Origin of the sequence: Carboxydocella thermautotrophica, from assembly GCA_003054495.1 — a bacterium.
In the GTDB taxonomy this organism is placed as follows: Bacteria; Bacillota.
In genome coordinates, this window is the sequence record CP028514.1 from 1,584,935 (window position 1) to 1,601,784 (window position 16,850).

Consider the following 16,850-nt stretch of genomic DNA (forward strand, 5'->3'; position numbering starts at 1 on the left):
ACATCACCTCTATTCCTCGGCCAACCAGGTGCGTAACAACCCGGCCACATTTTCCGGTTCTTTTTTGGCCAGTTGCTCAATTTCTTCCTGAATTTTTTCCAGTTCAGATTTTTCTTGGGTCTTTTCAATGCTGACGCCGGCCAGAAGCTGTTCCACCGAAACCGGCTCAGGCTGTATTCCGCCTTTAGGAGTTAACACCTTCTTAAGCATGAAAGCAAGCCAGATTAGAACTATCGCAATCCCCGCCCAGATTGCTATCTGTTTGTAAAGTTCCATTTTTTCAGCTTTTGTCAGCTCAGCTGCCAGAGCCTGTTGATCAGATGTATCGAAAGGAATGGCGGTGACTTTAATCATATCACCACGAGCAGTATCAACACCCAGGGCACTGGCAACAACATCCTGCACTGCTCCTACTTGATCCTCTTTTACCCTTTGCCCATCCACCATCACTGCTACTGACAGGCGCTTAATTGAGCCAGGCGCTACGACACGATGTTCTTGAGTACGGTCAATCTCATAGTTGCGGATTTTATTGCTCTTATTGCTTTCACTGCTGTTATTCTGCTGAGTTATTTGCTGATAACCGGGGATATTTGTGGTCGTTCCAGGAACTCCCTGCGGAATAGTACTGCTGCCCTTCTGGTTTTCTTCCTGAATCTGCTCTGACCGCGTTACTTTATCTCCCCAGTCCTCTTTGTTGATTTCAACCCGGTCAAAGTCCAGTTCAGCAGTCACTCTAACCACTGCCTTACCCTGTCCAAAAACCCGGTCCAGCATAGACTGGGCTGATTTTTCCATATCCTTTTCCAGCTGCTGTTTTAATTCCAGCTGGGATGCTGTTAGCTTCGAACTATTTTTCTCTTCACTGCCCAGATTAATATCATCACTTAAACTCTGCATATTGGAATCAACAATTGTTACATTTTCCGGCTTTAAACCTTTAACACTATTGGCTACCAGACGGATCAGGCCCACTACCTGCTCTTCTTTTAATTTCTGGTAGGGTTTCAGTTTCAGCATTACTGCCGCTCTAGCTTCCTGTTCGTTCTCCAGGGCAAACAAACTGTTCTGCGGCAATACAATATGAACCCGCGCCTGCTCAACCTCATTCATTCGCATGATAGTGCGGGTCAGTTCTCCTTCCAATGCCCGCTGGTATTTGGCCTGACGATCGGTATCTGTCTCCCCGAATTTAGGCTGGTCGAATAATTCAAAACCCACCACGCCACCAGTAGGTACACCATCACTGGCCAGTTTTAAGCGAATAGAAGCTTGCTGGTCAGCGGGTACCAGGATGGTCTTGCCATCCGCTGAAACCTGATATGGCACTTTCATCTCATCCAGTTTGGCTGTGATGGCACCAGCGTCGGCTGCTTCCAGGTTAGTAAAAAGGGGCTGATAATCAGGCTGCCGGTAAAAATACAAAATCGCCCCAATGGCTACAACAACAGTCACTGCCGCCGCCAGGGCCAGTATTTTCTGGGTTTGGTTGGCCTGTTGCCAGAATTGCATCAGTTTTTCCCTGACTTTGGCATATAACTCTTTCATATCCACCTTCCTCACTAACCTTTAACTTTTATACCTGCATGCGCATGATTTCCTGATAAGCCTCAATTACCTTATTGCGTATTTGTACCGTTAATTGCAAAGCCAGATTAGCTTTTTCCCCGATAATCATTACGGTGTGCAAATCAGGGGCCTGACCGGTCAAGAGTTGCATCCTGGCGGCATCGCTCTGTTTTTGCAACTCATCCACTTTGGCCAAATTGGCAGCCAGTATTTCACTAAAACTGGGACCCTCACTGTTAGTAACAGTTTTTGTTTTATCCAACCCCAGGGGTTGAGCCAATCCGCTGCTTTGGATTGCTTCGATTTTCATTCTTTCACCCCTTTTCCGCTAATTAACGGCCAATATCCAGAGCCTTGACCGCCATGGACTTAGCAGCATTCAAGGCGGTAACATTGGCTTCATAAGCTCTCGTAGCTGAAATCATGTCTACCATTTCCGTCACTACATTCACATTCGGCATTGTCACATACCCCTGGTTATCGGCATCCGGATGCTGGGGGTTGTAAACTCTGGGTAAAGGACTCTGGTCTTCTGCAACCTGAACTACCCTAACTCCCTTTCCCGCAGGAACAGGTTTTTGCTGCCCCAGAGCATTCTGTAAAGCCTGGGCAAAGGTAAGCTCATCGGCCCGCTCTGCAAAAACTACCATTTGCCGCCGATAAGGGCCTCCGTTCTGCGTTCTGGTAGTATTAACATTAGCCAGATTGTTGGAAATAACATCTAGCCGCAACCTCTGGGCCGTCAATCCTGAAGCACTGATTTCCAGACTGTCAAACCAGCTCATTAATTAGCGCCTCCCTTCGGAGATCACATATTTCAGCTTGGCAATTTCCGCTCCAATTTGTCTGGATAAAGCTTCATAATAAATGGTGTTTTTCGCCAGTTCAGCCATTTCCACATCAATATCTACATTGTTACCATCATTTCGGAGAGAAGTATCCTCCTGCCGGACAAGCTGAGGTTGAACAGCCACAATTGGGACAGAACCAATGGGCAAATGTTTAGCATCCGTTCTGACACCTGCAAGGGTAGTCTTTTCTCCCTGTCCTAACGCTGCAGCCAGAACCTCTTCAAAAACCACATCACTGCGTTTAAAACCAGGTGTGCTCACATTAGCAATGTTATTGCTTAAAACCTGATGCCGCAGGCTGGCTGCATCCAGACCCCGTTCTAAAAAATTGATTGTCGAAAGATTGAGAATGCGCTCGATCATCTCGCTATCCCTCCAAAAAATAAACCCGGCAGAGGCCAGGGCAAGAGAACCCTTTGGTAACCCGGCTGCCATACTCATCTGAGCTACAGGCCCGTGGCTTTGCGTCTTGGCCTTTCGACCAAGTTGCCCTGAGCAAAGGACAGGACTTTAGTCCCATATTATTGCTTTTTGTTTAACCATTTTCGTTTTTCTTCGTTTTTTGTCATCTTATGACGCATTATATATTCGCCGCAGCTGGCGAAATTCCTTTCTCTTATCAATAAAATATCAAGCTTTACCCCAAAAAATATAGTATTTGTTGCTGGAAAGACAAGAAAAAAAACCACCAATAAGGTGGTTTTTCATCATTTTCTAAAAATTAGTGTTTTAGCTTTTTTAGTTCTTCCAGCAGCCGATCATTTAATACCCGGATATAAGTGCCTTTCATTCCCAGGGATTTGGACTCAATCACACCTGCGCTTTCAAATTTTCGCAGAGCGTTTACAATTACCGAACGCGTAATTCCTACCCGGTCAGCAATTTTGCTGGCCACCAGCAATCCTTCTTCCCCGCCCAGTTCCTCAAAAATATGCTCAACTGCCTCCAGTTCCGAGAAGGACAGGGTAGCCAGAGCGATTTGAACAGCCGCTTTTTTCCTTGCTTCTTCTTCTACTCGCTCTGCTTTAGATCTGAGGATTTCCATTCCAATAACAGTCGCACCATATTCGGCCAGGATTAAATCGGCATTACTGAATTCAGTATTAAATTTAGCCAGGACCAGAGTGCCCAGGCGGTCACCGCCACCCAGTATGGGAACTACCGTTGTACGCTTCCCACTGAATATACAGGTATGCCCGCCTTCAAAAACACAGGTGTTGGCCCGCTGGTGAAAATCAGTACAAGTATCAGAAACTTTAAGCAGAGCCTCATTGTATGCCTCAGGAAACCGCTCTGCCTGTTCCACGATCTGAACCATGGTGTCACATTCGAATTTTTTCATAAACGCATGGCCCAGTACTTTTCCCCTTCTTCCCACAATGTAAACATTAGCATCTACACAATCACACAAAACTTTGGCCATTTCTTCAAAATCTACAGGGTTGCCCGCTGCCTTCTGTAAAAGTCGGTTGATCTTCCTCGTCTTCTCTAAAAGTATTTCCATCTCTTCCATTCCTGCTGTCCCTCCAAAGAATAGTGTTTATAAAATATATCGGCTCAAATCCCGATTTTGCACCACATCAGCCAGCTTTTTTCTGACATATTCGGCATCAATAGTAATATGTTTTTCCTCAGTTTCCGGAGCAGCAAAGGCAATATCTTCCAGAACTTTTTCCAAAATAGTGTGTAATCTTCGTGCCCCGATATTCTCTGTTTCTTCATTTACAGTATAAGCTATTTTCGCTATTTCAGCAAGGGCATTTTCAGAGAATTTAACTTCTATGCCTTCTGTAGCCAGCAAAGCTGTATATTGCTTGATTAATGAGTTCTGCGGCTCAATTAAAATTTGTAAAAAATCCTGTTCACTCAATGGTTCTAATTCAACCCGGATTGGAAATCTTCCTTGCAGTTCTGGAATCAAATCCGATGGTTTCGCAACATGAAAGGCACCAGCAGCAATGAAGAGCATGTGATCTGTTTTGATGGCCCCATATTTGGTCATGACGGTTGAACCTTCCACAATCGGCAATATATCCCGCTGAACCCCACCCCGCGACACATCTGGCCCACCAGTCTGTTCCCTGGCTGCAATCTTGTCAATTTCGTCCAGAAAAATTATTCCTGTTTCTTCTGCTCGCTCAATCGCTGCTGCAATCACTTCATCCATATCAATGAGTTTCTGTGCCTCTTCCTGCATCAATATTCTTCTCGCTTCCGCTACAGTTACTTTCCGTTTTCGCTTCTTCCTGGGCAGGAAGCCGCTTAGCATATCCTGAATATTCAAACCCATATCCTCAATGCTTCCCGAAAAAACTTCCACCACCGGGCGGTTAGTTTCTTCGATTTCGATTTCAATCAGCATATTATCCAGCTTGCCTGCTTTTAGTAACTGGCGCTGATGAACCCGCTGGAGTTCATCTTGTTCTGATACCTGTACCGGTTCCTGCTCTTCCTGATTGCTACCAAAAAACAATTCGAAAGGATTTTTGCGGTTCAAATTTTGCTGAGTTCGAGGGGCAATTATGTCCAGTAACCGCTCCTCAGCCAGTTCATAGGCGCGTTCTTCCACTTCCTGCATTTTTTCTTCTTTGACCATACGAATGGACGTTTCCACCAGATCCCTTACCATTGCCTCTACATCCCGGCCAACATAACCGATTTCCGTAAATTTCGTAACCTCCACTTTAACAAAAGGAGCATTCACCAGTTTGGCAATCCGACGAGCTATTTCGGTTTTACCCACTCCGGTTGGACCGATCATAATAATATTTTTAGGAAGCACTTCTTCCTGAAGTTCTCTGGGCAGCCTTTTCCGCCTGATCCGATTGCGCAGTGCTATGGCCACAGCTTTTTTAGCCTTATGCTGACCTACTATATATTTATCCAGTTCCTGTACTATCTGTTTAGGAGTCAGTTCCTGCACGGTCTTACCCCCCTATCCGCTTCACAGTAATATGCTCATTGGTATATACACAGAGAGAGGCAGCGATTTTTAAAGCCTCTTCTGCCATGCTATCTGCAGGCAGTGCGGAATGATGATACAAACCCTTCAGGGCTGCCATTGCATAGGCGCCTCCTGACCCAATAGCTATATATGGCTGATCAGGCTCAATCACTTCACCGTTCCCGGAGATTATCAGTATTTGTTGCAAATCAGCCACAATCATCATGGCTTCCAGTTTCATCAGGATTTTGTCTCGTCGCCATTCTTTGGCCAGCTCGACAGCAGCTCTGGTTAAATTTCCCCTAAATTCCTCCAGTTTGCTCTCAAACTTTTCAAAAAGGGTAAAGGCATCAGCTACCGAACCGGCGAAACCGGCCAGCACTTTACCACCATAAAGTTCCCGCACTTTGCAGGCCTGGTGTTTCATAATCATGGCATTGCCGAAAGTTACCTGCCCGTCACCGGCCATAGCAGTAATCCCTTGCTTACGGACAGCGGCTATCGTCGTTCCCTTTAACAAACCAATCACCCCCATCGGTAGCGGAACTGTTCCAAATCCGCAAGGGCCCGTTTGGCCAGTTCCAGATTTCTTTCTTTCTTGTTCTTTATCCTGGTTGCAAGGGCCGGAAAAAGGCCATAGGTTACGTTCATCGGTTGAAAATTATCCGGCCGGGCACTGGTAATATAATGAATCAATGCCCCATGGGCAGTGGTCCGGGGCCAGACCAGCGGTTCTTGTCCTATGGCCAAACGGGCCGCATTGGTACCGGCAATTAAGCCCGCTGCCGCTGATTCTACATATCCCTCGACCCCGGTAATCTGCCCGGCAAAAAACAAAGTCGTCCTTTTCCTGGTTTGCAGAGTAGGTAATAAAATTCTGGGGGAATTTATGTAAGTATTCCTATGCATTACACCATAACGGACAAATTCCGCCTTTTCCAGCCCGGGAATCAAGCGGAAAACCCTTTCCTGTTCCCCCCATTTCAAGTGAGTCTGGAAACCCACCAGGTTATAGAGGGTCCCTTCGGCATTATCCTGACGCAACTGTACCACTGCATAAGGCTGTTTACCGGTACGGGGATCAATAAGTCCTACAGGCTTCATGGGCCCAAAGAGCAATGTCTTTTCCCCCCGGGCTGCCAGCACTTCTACCGGCATACAGCCTTCAAAAAAAATCTGTTTTTCAAAATCCTTTACCGGTGCTTTCTCTGCTTCTACCAGCTCACGCCAGAATCTCAGATATTGTTGTTCGTCCAGTGGGCAGTTCAAATATTCATCCCCCTGCCCCTTGCCATAACGGGAAGCAGCAAACACCTTGCTGAAATCCAGGGATTCCCTGGTTACGATGGGGGCTGCGGCATCAAAAAAATACAAATAATCTTCCCCGGTAAACTTCAGAATAGCCTCTGCCAGGGCAGCAGAAGTCAGCGGCCCCGAAGCCAGAATCACAATCCCTTCCTCCGGAATTGCGGTTACTTCTTCCTGAATAACAGTGATCCGGGGGTGTTTATGAATGGTTTCCGTTATGTAACGGGAAAAGCCCTCCCGATCGACCGCCAGGGCCCCACCAGCCGGCACCTGATATTTTTCCGCCGCCTGCATTATGAGAGAGTTCTGCCGGCGCATCTCTTCTTTAAGCAAACCCACAGCATTTTCCAGAGCATTGCCTCTCAGAGAGTTACTACAAACCAGCTCAGCAAAATAACCGGTATGATGGGCCGGTGTCATTTTAGACGGCCGCATTTCCTTTAAAACCACATTTACACCTAGATTCGCCGCCTGCCAGGCGGCTTCACAACCAGCTAATCCCGCTCCAATAACCTGTATCGTAGCCACTTTCTTTCCTCCTAAGATACCTGGGCCTTAGTTTTGCATTTAATACACTCTGCTATTTTCTTGCTTTTTCTCACCATTAGCGCAGAGCACTGGGGACATTTCTCCGGTACCGGTTCGTTCCAAACCGTAAAATCACATTCCGGATAATTAACACAGCCAAAAAAGGTTCTTCCTTTTTTGCTCCGCCTTTTCACCAGCATACCACCACACTGAGGACACAATACCCCCGTTTCCTCCAGCAAGGGTTTGGTAAAACGGCACTCCGGAAAATTAGGACAGGCCAAAAATTTACCAAAACGCCCGGTTTTGATCACCAGATTAGCCTGACAATTAGGGCATTTTTCCTCAACCACCGGATCCGCTACCACAATTTTTTCAGCTTTTATTTCCGCCTGCTGCAATTCTTCTCGAAAAGGCTCATAAAAACTACGGACTACATCTACCCAGCGCTTTTCCCCTTCTTCAATTTTATCCAGATCCTCTTCCATTTTTGCAGTAAATTCCACATCAATAATATCCGGGAAAAACTGTTTTAATAACTCCACTACCATTTGTCCCAGTTCGGTAGGATAAAAATGTTTTTGTTCCCTGGTAACATAGCCCCGTTTCTGAATGGTTTCGATGGTCGGAGCATAGGTTGATGGACGTCCAATCCCTAGTTCCTCCAAAGTCTTAACCAGAGAAGCTTCTGTGTAACGGGGTGGTGGCTGGGTAAAATGCTGTTCCGGTTTCAGTTCTCTTAATTCCAGCCATTGCCCTTCAAATACAGGGGGAATCTGTTTTTCCTCTTCCTTCTCCTCATCCTGATAAATTTTCATAAATCCGGGGAAAATCACCACCGTACCGGTAATACGGAACAAATATGGTGATATGTCTACATCGATGCTGGTTGTTTCCAGCTGAGCTGGAGCCATCTGACTGGCCAGAAAACGATCCCAGATCAGCTTATATAGCCGGTACTGATCTCTGGTCAAAAACTGCTTGATATTTTCCGGCGATCTGCTCATCGAAGTAGGCCGAATAGCTTCATGGGCATTCTGAATTTTACCTTTGCTGGCGAATTGTCGCGGCTTTTCCGGTAGGTAAGCATTGCCAAATTCGGTTTTGATATAATCCGCCGCTTCTCGCTGTGCCTCTTCTGCAATCCTGACCGAATCGGTTCGGATATATGTGACTAAACCGACAGCTCCCTCTTTTCCCAGTTCAATCCCTTCATACAGCTGCTGAGCCAGCTGCATAGTCTTGCGGGTGGAAAAATTCAGCCTTTTGCTGGCCTCCTGCTGCAGTGTACTGGTAGTAAAGGGAGCAGGCGGTTGACGCAACCTGGCTTTCTTCTTCACTGCTGTTACCTGAACCTGCTGGATACTGGCCAGATCCGCCAGGATTTTTTCCATCTCTTCCCGATTTTTAATTTCCGCTTTCTGGTCACCGATTTGTACCAGCTTCCCTACCAGTTTATGAGTCTGCCCTGGTTCAGTAAAAATGGCTTCCAGGCTCCAGTACTCTTCCTGAACAAACTCGCGAATCTCTTCCTCGCGATCACAAATCAACCGCACCGCAACAGATTGCACCCGTCCGGCTGAAAGCCCTTTTTTGATCTTCTTCCAGAGAAATGGACTCAAGGAATAACCCACCAGACGGTCCAGTACGCGCCGGGCCTGCTGGGCATCAATGCGATGCCAGTCCAGCTGGCGTGGTTGTTTTACAGCCTTTTGAATGGCTGCTTTGGTAATTTCATTAAATTCAATTCTACACCTGGCTTCAGGAGGTAGTTCTAACAAGTTAGCCAGGTGCCAGGCAATGGCTTCCCCTTCCCGGTCCGGGTCAGTAGCCAGCAGAACTTGATCTACTTTTTTGCTCTCAGCTTTGAGGGATTTGATCAAATCCCCTTTACCCCTGATGGCGATATATTTAGGAGCAAAATCCTTTTCCACATCTATTCCCAGCTGACTTTTCGGCAAATCGCGTACATGTCCCATGGAAGCTGCTACTTTAAAACCTCTGCCCAAAAACTTGTTGATAGTTTTTGCTTTAGCTGGAGATTCAACGATCACCAGGGTTTTTGCCACAATCAACACCTCACGCCCAAAAATTGTTGCCAAAACGAATAACCTGTCCACGCAGTTCCATTCTGGTTAATTCCGCCATGACTATATCCAGATTCAGATTGAGTTCACGGGCCAAAGCTACCGCATCGGTAAAGCCCCGGTTAATTAAGGATAAAATTCTGGTCGGGAGTTCTGAATCTGCAGTATTTTCCTTTACCGGCGGTAAATCCAGATCCTCCAGGTCACAAAGCGGCATGGCTCCCTGTTTTATCAGGTTATTGGTTCCTTTAGAATATATACTGGTAATGGGTCCAGGGACCGCCCAGACTTCCCGTCCCAGTTCCAGGGCGTAATCTACAGTAATCAAGGTACCGCTGTTTTCTGCTGCCTCAACCACAATCAACTTCTGACCTAAACCAGCAATAATGCGGTTGCGCATGGGAAAATGCCAGGGTTTAGGCTCTGTTCCCGGCCAGAATTCGGACAATAAACAGCCCCTGTTTATAATTTTCTCCGCCAGGGACCGGTTTGCAGCTGGATATATGCGTCCCAGCCCATTGCCCAGGACCGCAATGGTCAGACCAGAACGCAGAGCTCCCTGGTGAGCAAAGCTGTCTATGCCATAGGCCAGCCCTGAAACCACTACATAGCCACGGGCGGCCAGCTGATTACTAACCTGCACTGCCACCTGTCGCCCGTATTCGGTACCTTTTCTGCTGCCGATCACGGAAATCATGGGTTTCTTTAAAACTTGCTTGTCCCCCTGGCCAAAAAGAAGAAGGGGCGGCTGATGCAATTCCCGCAAAGCCGCAGGATATTCCTCATCTTCATCAGTTACCCACCAGATCCCCTGCAGTTGTAGTTCTTCCATCAGGGTAGAAGGGTCACACTCCAACCGGAAGCTGATTTTTTGTCCCTGAGCATAGTAGTAATTGATGGCTTTGGCTGGTCCCAGCTGGTAGACCAGGGCCAGCTTCAATTGACGCCTATCCATCTCTTTTTGACTCCTCATTACCATAGAATTCCTGCAACTTCACTGCTTCCACTATAAATAAGATAGTTTGAAAAGTCAAGCAATCACAATAATCGCTTGCTGCTTCTGAAACCATCGCTGGTAAAAAGAACGCGTTTATTGTCGATAACTGTCTCCAGATGTACCGGTCGACCCCAGAGGAAACTGACATAATGCAAGGTTTTTTCCAGATATTTTGTATCCAGCTCAATTCCTTCATACCTGTGTAAGAGATACAGCTCATGCCGTTTGTTATAATCCCCATCTACCACTTCTATATAAGGAAATCCACAATTATTCAAGCTAAAGACCAGATTATCCCTGATTTGTTCCCATTTTTTCTCTGTTATCTGCCAGTTTTGCCCCACCTTTTGATAAAGATAAAGGTCCAGTTCCTCCACCAGCTCTTCATTTAAATAATTTCGCAAAAATGACTGATCATGATCCACTTCCCTGATCAGAAACAGCTCATCCCGGCCGTATTTTTTATCCAGATGTTCCCAGATGCGCCAGCCTACCAGGTAGGGATTGATATGATAGGGATTAGGCTGGCTGATGCCAGCATGGAGTTTAGCAAATTCAATAGCCTCATCTTCGGTTAGAGCCAATTCCCGCATAATCCGGACGTGCCAGAAAGTAGCCCAGCCTTCATTCATGATTTTAGTTTCCAACTGGGGCCAGAAATAGTACATTTCACTGCGAATCATAGCAATTATATCCCGTTGCCAGTCCGTTAAATCCAATGAGTTTTCCATAATGAATTTCAGCAAATCTTTTTCCGGCAGCTTCTTATTGTTTTCCTCCTCCTCTTCTTGGTCCTGTATTTCTCTGCTATCCAGTTGCCAGAGATCAGCATAGGACCCAGCAGGCTCTGGCTTTTTTTCTTTGACAGGCCTGCCGTCTTTCTCCTTAATCTGGTGTGGATTAATATGCTCCTGAATAGAGAGAACAGCATCAAGAAATTTCTCCACTTCCCGAAAACCATAATGAAATTCATAGTCGGCAATCCGCAGAGCATGCACAGCCATAATGTCCACCATTTGGCGATCTGTTCTGGCAAACCAGCGGTTATTTTTAAAAAAATCGCAATGGGCATAGACATGGGCTATTACCATTTTATTTTGCACTAAACTGTTTCCCTCTAACAAAAAAGCATAGCAGGGGTTAGAATTGATTACCAGTTCATAAATTCTGCTCAAGTTGTAATCGTAGGAAGTTTTCATCTTGTGAAATGCCTTGCCAAAACTCCAGTGGGAAAAGCGGGTAGGCATCCCATATGCTCCAAAAGTATAGATAATATCGGCAGGACAAATTTCAAAACGCATATCAAAAAAATCCAGACCAAAATCCAGGGCGATGGCTTCGATTTCGCTAATAGCTTTTTGCAGAGCTTTGATTTCCTGTTTATCTGCCACCGTTACCCCCCCTTTTGTGCCATATCAGCCTGGGGTCCAAAAAAAGCTTTCAGGGCTGGATAGACACCAGTTTTATCTTTTATGGTTACAGCTACAAAACGAGGATGGTTAATCCGCTTAAAAACAGAATATAGAGTGCTATGCCGGTAATAGGGCCCGACAATTTCTCCATAGCCAACCATATTACATTGTTCTGCCAGCTGATGTAACAACTTGACACACAATTCATTGTCTGAAGCCAGATTATCGCCATCCGAAAAATGAAAGGCATAAATATTATAATCCTGGGGACTATAGCGTTTTTCAATAATATCCAGGGCCAGTTTATACACCGAGGAACAGCGCGTACCCCCTGATTCGCCTTTAGTAAAAAATTCGTCTTCTGTAACCTCTTTAGCCTCAGTGTGGTGGGCTAAAAACACTATATTTACCGCTTTATATTTTGTACGCAAAAACTTCACCATCCAGAAAAAGAAACTGCGAGCAATGTATTTTTCAAAGGGCCCCATTGACCCGGAAGTATCCATCATAGCCAAGACTACTGCATTGGCGTGATACTCAAATTTTTCCACCCAGGTTTTAAATCGCAAGTCATCTTTGCTGATTTTGCCAATTCCTTTAATTCCCTTTAATGCATTGCGTTTCAAATTCTCCAGAAGTGTTCTTTTCTTATCCAGGTTGCCCGTAATACCCACTTTGCGGACATCATTGAAGTGATATTTCACATTCTCCAGCTCTGGTGCCGTTTTTTGTTCCAGATTGGGTAGTCCCAGATCTTCGAAAATCAATGCTGCCAGCTCATCTACCGTTACTTCTGCTTCATAATAATCAAACCCAGGCTGATCGCCGGCGCCCGGGCCTTTACCCGGTCCTTTGCCGGCTTTCACATCTGACCCCAAAACATCACCGACTTTACTGTCTCCTTTACCCTGGCCCACATGCTTTTGCTTGTTAAAATTATAGCGGAAACGATATTCATCCAGGGAGCGAATGGGAACTTTAATTATCTTTTTACCATCAGACATAATGATGCTTTCTTCACTAACAATATCTGCCAGATTGTTTTTTATAGCTTCCTTTACCTTCTCCTGATGTCTTTGTTGATCAAGGAACCCTTTGCGATGCAGTGACCAATCGTCCCGGGAGATAATCGATGTCATATTACCCCCTCCCGTTACCGGTTAAGTAAGCTTCCTACATATTTTAGCAATTCATTGGCACAGACCGGGCAATACCCGTGTTCATCAATGAGGCGCTTGGATACCTGGTTAATACGCTTTAGCTGTTCCGCATCGGGAGTACGGGTAGAGGTTGTAATTTTAACTACATCTTTCAAGTCGGCAAAGAGTTTTTTCTCAATAGCCTCTTTAAGGCGTTCATGACTGTTGTAATCAAAAGTTTTTCCCCGCCGGGCATAACTGGAAAGGCGAATCAGGATTTCCTCCCGAAAACTTTTCTTGGCATTTTCCGAAACCCCGATCTGTTCTTCAATGGAACGCATCAATTTCTCATCTGGATCTAGTTCTTCTTCAGTAATAGGATCTTTTAATTTTACTCCATTGCAATAGGCCTCTACATTATCAAGATAGTTCTGGAACAGGGTTCTGGCACTCTCTTCATAGGAATAGACAAAAGCCTTTTGCACTTCTTTTTTAGCGATCTCATCAAATTCCCGCCGGGCAATGGCAATGAAATTGATCAACCGCTCTTTTTCCTCCTTGGTAATGGATGGATGCTGATCCAGTCCATCTTTAAGAGCCCGCAGTACATCAAGAGCATTGATACAGGTTGTATCCTTGGTCACCAGCGCACTGGAAATTCGGTTAATTACATAACGCGGATCAACCCCGCTCATCCCTTCATCAGGATTCTCATTCAGCAGTTCAGTTACATCTTTTTGCTTGAATCCCTCTACATCTTCTCCATCATAAAGCTTCATTTTCTTGACCAGGTCCATTCCCTGTTTCTTGGATTCTTTCAGGCGGCTGAGCACAGAGAAAATAGAAGCTGCCCGTAAAGCATGGGGAGCAATGTGAATATGTTTCATATCACTGTTGCGAATTAATTTTTCGTAGATCTTGACCTCTTCTGAAACTTTCAGATTATAAGGTACCCTGATGACAATAATCCGGGACTGCAGAGCCTCATTTTTCTTATTGCTGATAAAAGCTTTATACTCAGCTTCGTTTGTGTGAGCTACTACAACTTCATCTGCCGAAATTAAAGCAAAGCGGCCGGCCTTGAAATTTCCTTCCTGTGATAGGCTCAACAGGTTCCAGAGGAATTTTTCGTCACATTTTAACATTTCCTGGAATTCCATGATCCCTCTGTTGGCAATGTTCAGCTCACCATCAAAGCGATAAGCCCGGGGATCAGACTCAGAACCATATTCAGTAATCGTAGAAAAGTCAATGGAGCCTGTTAGGTCAGCAATATCCTGGGATTTGGGGTCAGAAGGTGTGAAAGTACCTATGCCAATCCGGTTTTCCTCGGAAAAAATTACCCTTTCTACCGGCATCAATTCGATCTGTCCGTTGAATTCCGTTTGTAAACGCAAACGGCAAACAGGACAGAGGTTACCTTCGATATAAACCCCATATTCCCGCTCAAAGTCCGGGCGCAGTTCTTCCGGAATCAGGTGTAATGGCTCTTCATGCATGGGGCAACCTTTTATCCCGTATAACGCCCCTCTATCAGTGCGCGAATATTTTTCCAGGCCTTTTTTGAGCATGGTTACAATCGTTGATTTTCCCCCTGAGACAGGCCCCATTAAAAGCAAAATGCGCTTACGCACATCCAAGCGTCGCGCTGCTGAGTGAAAATATTCCTCTACCAGCTTCTCCAGGGTTTTTTCCAAACCAAAAATTTCTTCGGCAAAAAACTTGTATTTTTTTACCCCATTTTCCTCTTCAATGCCAGCATCTTTAATCATGTTATAGATTCTGGCATGGGAAAGCTGAGCAATATAAGGTCTTGCTTTGACTAGCTGCAAATAGTCTTTGAAGGTGCCTTCCCAGGCCAAAGCTTCCTGCTGCTGTCGATATAATTCCAGTTTTTGTAAAAAATCCATTGAGGTCGCCTCCTTTCCTCCCAAAACCCCCTGGGTGTTACATATATATGTAGAATTCTAAATCTACTTGACTTCTTTTTACTGATAGTTTATACTATCTTTCGCAGGCGGAAGTGGCTCAGTGGTAGAGCATCGCCTTGCCAAGGCGAGGGTCGCGGGTTCGAATCCCGTCTTCCGCTCCATTTTCTTAAATATGGCGGCGTGGCGAAGTGGTAACGCAGCGGTCTGCAAAACCGATATGCGTCGGTTCGATTCCGACCGCCGCCTCCAAATCCTGCCGAAGTGGCGGAACTGGCAGACGCACCAGACTCAAAATCTGGCGTGGTTACCCACGTGCGAGTTCGAGTCTCGCCTTCGGCACCAATAAGTCAAAAACCCCTGCAAAAGCAGGGGTTTCTCTTTTATGCAGAGATATTTTGCTGACTTAAATCAGATTGTAAATTATTATATCTATTTAATGCGATCGCCAAAAACAAGACTAAAATCAGGAAGATCCCGCTTAATTTTAGCGGCCAGTTATAGCCCAGTCCCTTCAATACTACCATGCCACCAAACGCAGCAATTGCCATGGCGCTATTGATAATTGGTTCGATCAAACCAAAAACTTTGCCCCTGAGCTCATTAGGTGTTATTTCCTGCATAAATGTTCGCATGCCCAGACCGCCAAAGGAATTGGATATTCCGACCAGAGCAGCTACAATCACTACAGTTGCCCAGTTGATCTGCCAGCCCAGCAGTATAAATGCTATCCCGCCCAGCAGGACACTAATTTGTACCAGTAATGGTCTAGGAACTCTCTGACCATATTTCCCCAGTAAAAAAGAGGTTAAAATCATCAGTCCGCCAGTGAGGGCAAGAGCGTAACTGTAGTAAACTTCAGCCAGTCCCAGTTCCTTGCGAATTATCAAGGGCTGGACAAAATTATAAAAACCACCGGCCAGGAAAAAGCCAAACACCACTGCAAACATGATTAAGTGCGGTGGTGATTTTTTTATTTCCCGCAGGCCCTGATAGGTTTGCTGAAAAGGCATAAGCAAAGAAAAATGAGCCGTTTTCTGCGAACGATAGTTAATGAAAGCCAGAAAAAGTGCTGATAAAAGAAAACTCAAAGCATCAAATAAAAAGGCCCATCGGTAGCCGATAGCAGCAACCATGACACCACCAATTAAAGTCCCCAGCAGCCAGACACTGTTTGCCGTAACACCATTAATGCTATTAGCAGCCAGCAGATTTTTTTCCTCAACCAGTTCAGGGATAATAGCATAATAGGCCGGGGTAAACAGGCACGATAAAATATTTAAGGCAAAAACTATCAATGTTAAGGCCCAGAGGGGAGGGGAAAAAAGCAACAAAAGAGTAAGGAAAAACCGGGATAAATCCGCAATGACCATCAATTTTTTCCGGTTGTGTTGATCAGCCATTGCCCCACCAAGCGGCCCAAAAAACAGAATGGCCAGGGTCTTGCTAAGGGTAATCCAGGCAAGGGCTTGTACGGAATTGGAATACCTGTCAATTACAAAAAGAGTTAAAGCGACATAGCTAATCCAGTCCCCCAGCGCTGATATCAGCTGACTTAACCATAAAAACCGAAAATTACGATTTTCAGATAAAAAAGCAGTAAAATTCATAAAATCTGCATCTCCCCGGTTATTACATTACGATTTACAAAACCATTATTTATTATATAATAGAAGGAATAAAATGTCAAAGAAAAAAATTCCTCCTTTTCACGGAGGAATTATCTCTTACTCGAGAATTTCGGAAAAATAGATGACTGTAACAGTTTCATCCTTTTCTACTGGACGTTTGTAAATCTCAGAAAGATACTTGATTACATCATCCAGAGAACGAATATCCGGACTTTCTCCTTTTAAATCATCTTCATTTAACTCTGAAAGTTTTTTGACAATTACTCTGTCCAGGACAGCAGTAAAAACTTTTTTGCGGGGTTCAAAGCGATTACCGGCAGTAATCCAAACGATATCACCTTCACTATATTTCTCTCTCTTGTCTCCCAGTCTGATGGTACAATTCTTCTTGCGACATAACAGATGACCATGGTAATTGGAAGAATAGAAATTCAACGCCCGCACCACTATCGCCTC

General features: G+C 45.2%; 15 protein-coding genes, 3 tRNA genes and 1 riboswitch. Of the genes, 3 read left to right on the plus strand and 15 right to left on the minus strand.

The genetic code is table 11. The annotated features are described in order from the left end of the window. Positions 1–9: 9 nt before the first annotated feature. The 13 genes from fliF to CTH_RS08115 form a co-directional block, all read right to left on the minus strand. The gene (gene fliF, locus CTH_RS08055; RefSeq protein WP_107753501.1) at positions 10–1,548 is read right to left on the minus strand and encodes a flagellar basal-body MS-ring/collar protein FliF; all 1,539 of its coding nucleotides are present in this window, start codon (positions 1,546–1,548) and stop codon (positions 10–12) included. Between the two features lie 28 nt (positions 1,549–1,576). Continuing rightward, complete coding sequence (gene fliE, locus CTH_RS08060) at positions 1,577–1,879, minus strand: flagellar hook-basal body complex protein FliE (protein ID WP_078665299.1); 303 nt, start codon at positions 1,877–1,879, stop codon at positions 1,577–1,579. Positions 1,880–1,901: 22 nt separating this feature from the next. Beyond that, positions 1,902–2,354: a flagellar basal body rod protein FlgC gene (gene flgC / locus CTH_RS08065; protein WP_078665300.1), complete on the minus strand. Its 453-nt coding sequence runs from the start codon at positions 2,352–2,354 to the stop codon at positions 1,902–1,904. A 3-nt stretch (positions 2,355–2,357) separates the two neighbouring features. Further along, the gene (flgB, locus tag CTH_RS08070; protein WP_107753502.1) at positions 2,358–2,783 is read right to left on the minus strand and encodes a flagellar basal body rod protein FlgB; all 426 of its coding nucleotides are present in this window, start codon (positions 2,781–2,783) and stop codon (positions 2,358–2,360) included. Positions 2,784–2,835: 52 nt separating this feature from the next. Then, positions 2,836–2,921: riboswitch (cyclic di-GMP riboswitch) on the minus strand. A gap of 220 nt (positions 2,922–3,141) precedes the next feature. Then, positions 3,142–3,924, minus strand: a complete 783-nt coding sequence (gene codY / locus CTH_RS08075; protein ID WP_079907458.1) for a GTP-sensing pleiotropic transcriptional regulator CodY — start codon at positions 3,922–3,924, stop codon at positions 3,142–3,144. A gap of 36 nt (positions 3,925–3,960) precedes the next feature. Beyond that, positions 3,961–5,343, minus strand: coding sequence for an ATP-dependent protease ATPase subunit HslU (gene hslU, locus CTH_RS08080; RefSeq protein WP_078666172.1), 1,383 nt, complete (start codon positions 5,341–5,343; stop codon positions 3,961–3,963). Between the two features lie 4 nt (positions 5,344–5,347). Next, positions 5,348–5,884, minus strand: a complete 537-nt coding sequence (hslV, locus tag CTH_RS08085) for an ATP-dependent protease subunit HslV (RefSeq protein ID WP_278308210.1) — start codon at positions 5,882–5,884, stop codon at positions 5,348–5,350. 5 nt (positions 5,885–5,889) lie between these two features. After that, entirely contained in the window at positions 5,890–7,200 is a 1,311-nt protein-coding gene (gene trmFO, locus CTH_RS08090) for an FADH(2)-oxidizing methylenetetrahydrofolate--tRNA-(uracil(54)-C(5))-methyltransferase TrmFO (RefSeq protein WP_078666170.1), read from the minus strand. 11 nt (positions 7,201–7,211) lie between these two features. Beyond that, positions 7,212–9,269, minus strand: coding sequence for a type I DNA topoisomerase (topA, locus tag CTH_RS08095; RefSeq protein WP_078666169.1), 2,058 nt, complete (start codon positions 9,267–9,269; stop codon positions 7,212–7,214). A gap of 10 nt (positions 9,270–9,279) precedes the next feature. Then, complete coding sequence (gene dprA / locus CTH_RS08100; RefSeq protein ID WP_159071886.1) at positions 9,280–10,242, minus strand: DNA-processing protein DprA; 963 nt, start codon at positions 10,240–10,242, stop codon at positions 9,280–9,282. Between the two features lie 83 nt (positions 10,243–10,325). After that, positions 10,326–11,675: a SpoVR family protein gene (locus CTH_RS08105; RefSeq protein ID WP_078666167.1), complete on the minus strand. Its 1,350-nt coding sequence runs from the start codon at positions 11,673–11,675 to the stop codon at positions 10,326–10,328. A gap of 2 nt (positions 11,676–11,677) precedes the next feature. Then, positions 11,678–12,835, minus strand: a complete 1,158-nt coding sequence (yhbH, locus tag CTH_RS08110; RefSeq protein ID WP_107753504.1) for a sporulation protein YhbH — start codon at positions 12,833–12,835, stop codon at positions 11,678–11,680. Between the two features lie 14 nt (positions 12,836–12,849). Next, a complete protein-coding gene (locus CTH_RS08115; protein ID WP_078666165.1) occupies positions 12,850–14,745 on the minus strand; it encodes a PrkA family serine protein kinase in 1,896 nt (631 codons plus the stop codon). 107 nt (positions 14,746–14,852) lie between these two features. On the opposite strand from CTH_RS08115, the gene CTH_RS08120 reads away from it, so the two are divergent. From CTH_RS08120 to CTH_RS08130, 3 genes are all read left to right on the plus strand, one after another. Continuing rightward, a tRNA-Gly gene (locus CTH_RS08120) sits at positions 14,853–14,927 on the plus strand. Positions 14,928–14,940: 13 nt separating this feature from the next. Then, positions 14,941–15,015 (plus strand) — tRNA-Cys (locus tag CTH_RS08125). Between the two features lie 6 nt (positions 15,016–15,021). Continuing rightward, positions 15,022–15,108 (plus strand) — tRNA-Leu (locus tag CTH_RS08130). Positions 15,109–15,146: 38 nt separating this feature from the next. On the opposite strand, the gene CTH_RS08135 is transcribed toward CTH_RS08130, so the two are convergent. Next, positions 15,147–16,373: an MFS transporter gene (locus CTH_RS08135; RefSeq protein ID WP_107753506.1), complete on the minus strand. Its 1,227-nt coding sequence runs from the start codon at positions 16,371–16,373 to the stop codon at positions 15,147–15,149. A gap of 117 nt (positions 16,374–16,490) precedes the next feature. Continuing rightward, positions 16,491–16,838 carry an ASCH domain-containing protein gene (locus tag CTH_RS08140; protein WP_078666163.1) on the minus strand — a complete coding sequence of 116 codons (348 nt, stop codon included), beginning with the start codon at positions 16,836–16,838 and terminating at the stop codon, positions 16,491–16,493. Between the last annotated feature and the right edge of the window lie 12 nt (positions 16,839–16,850).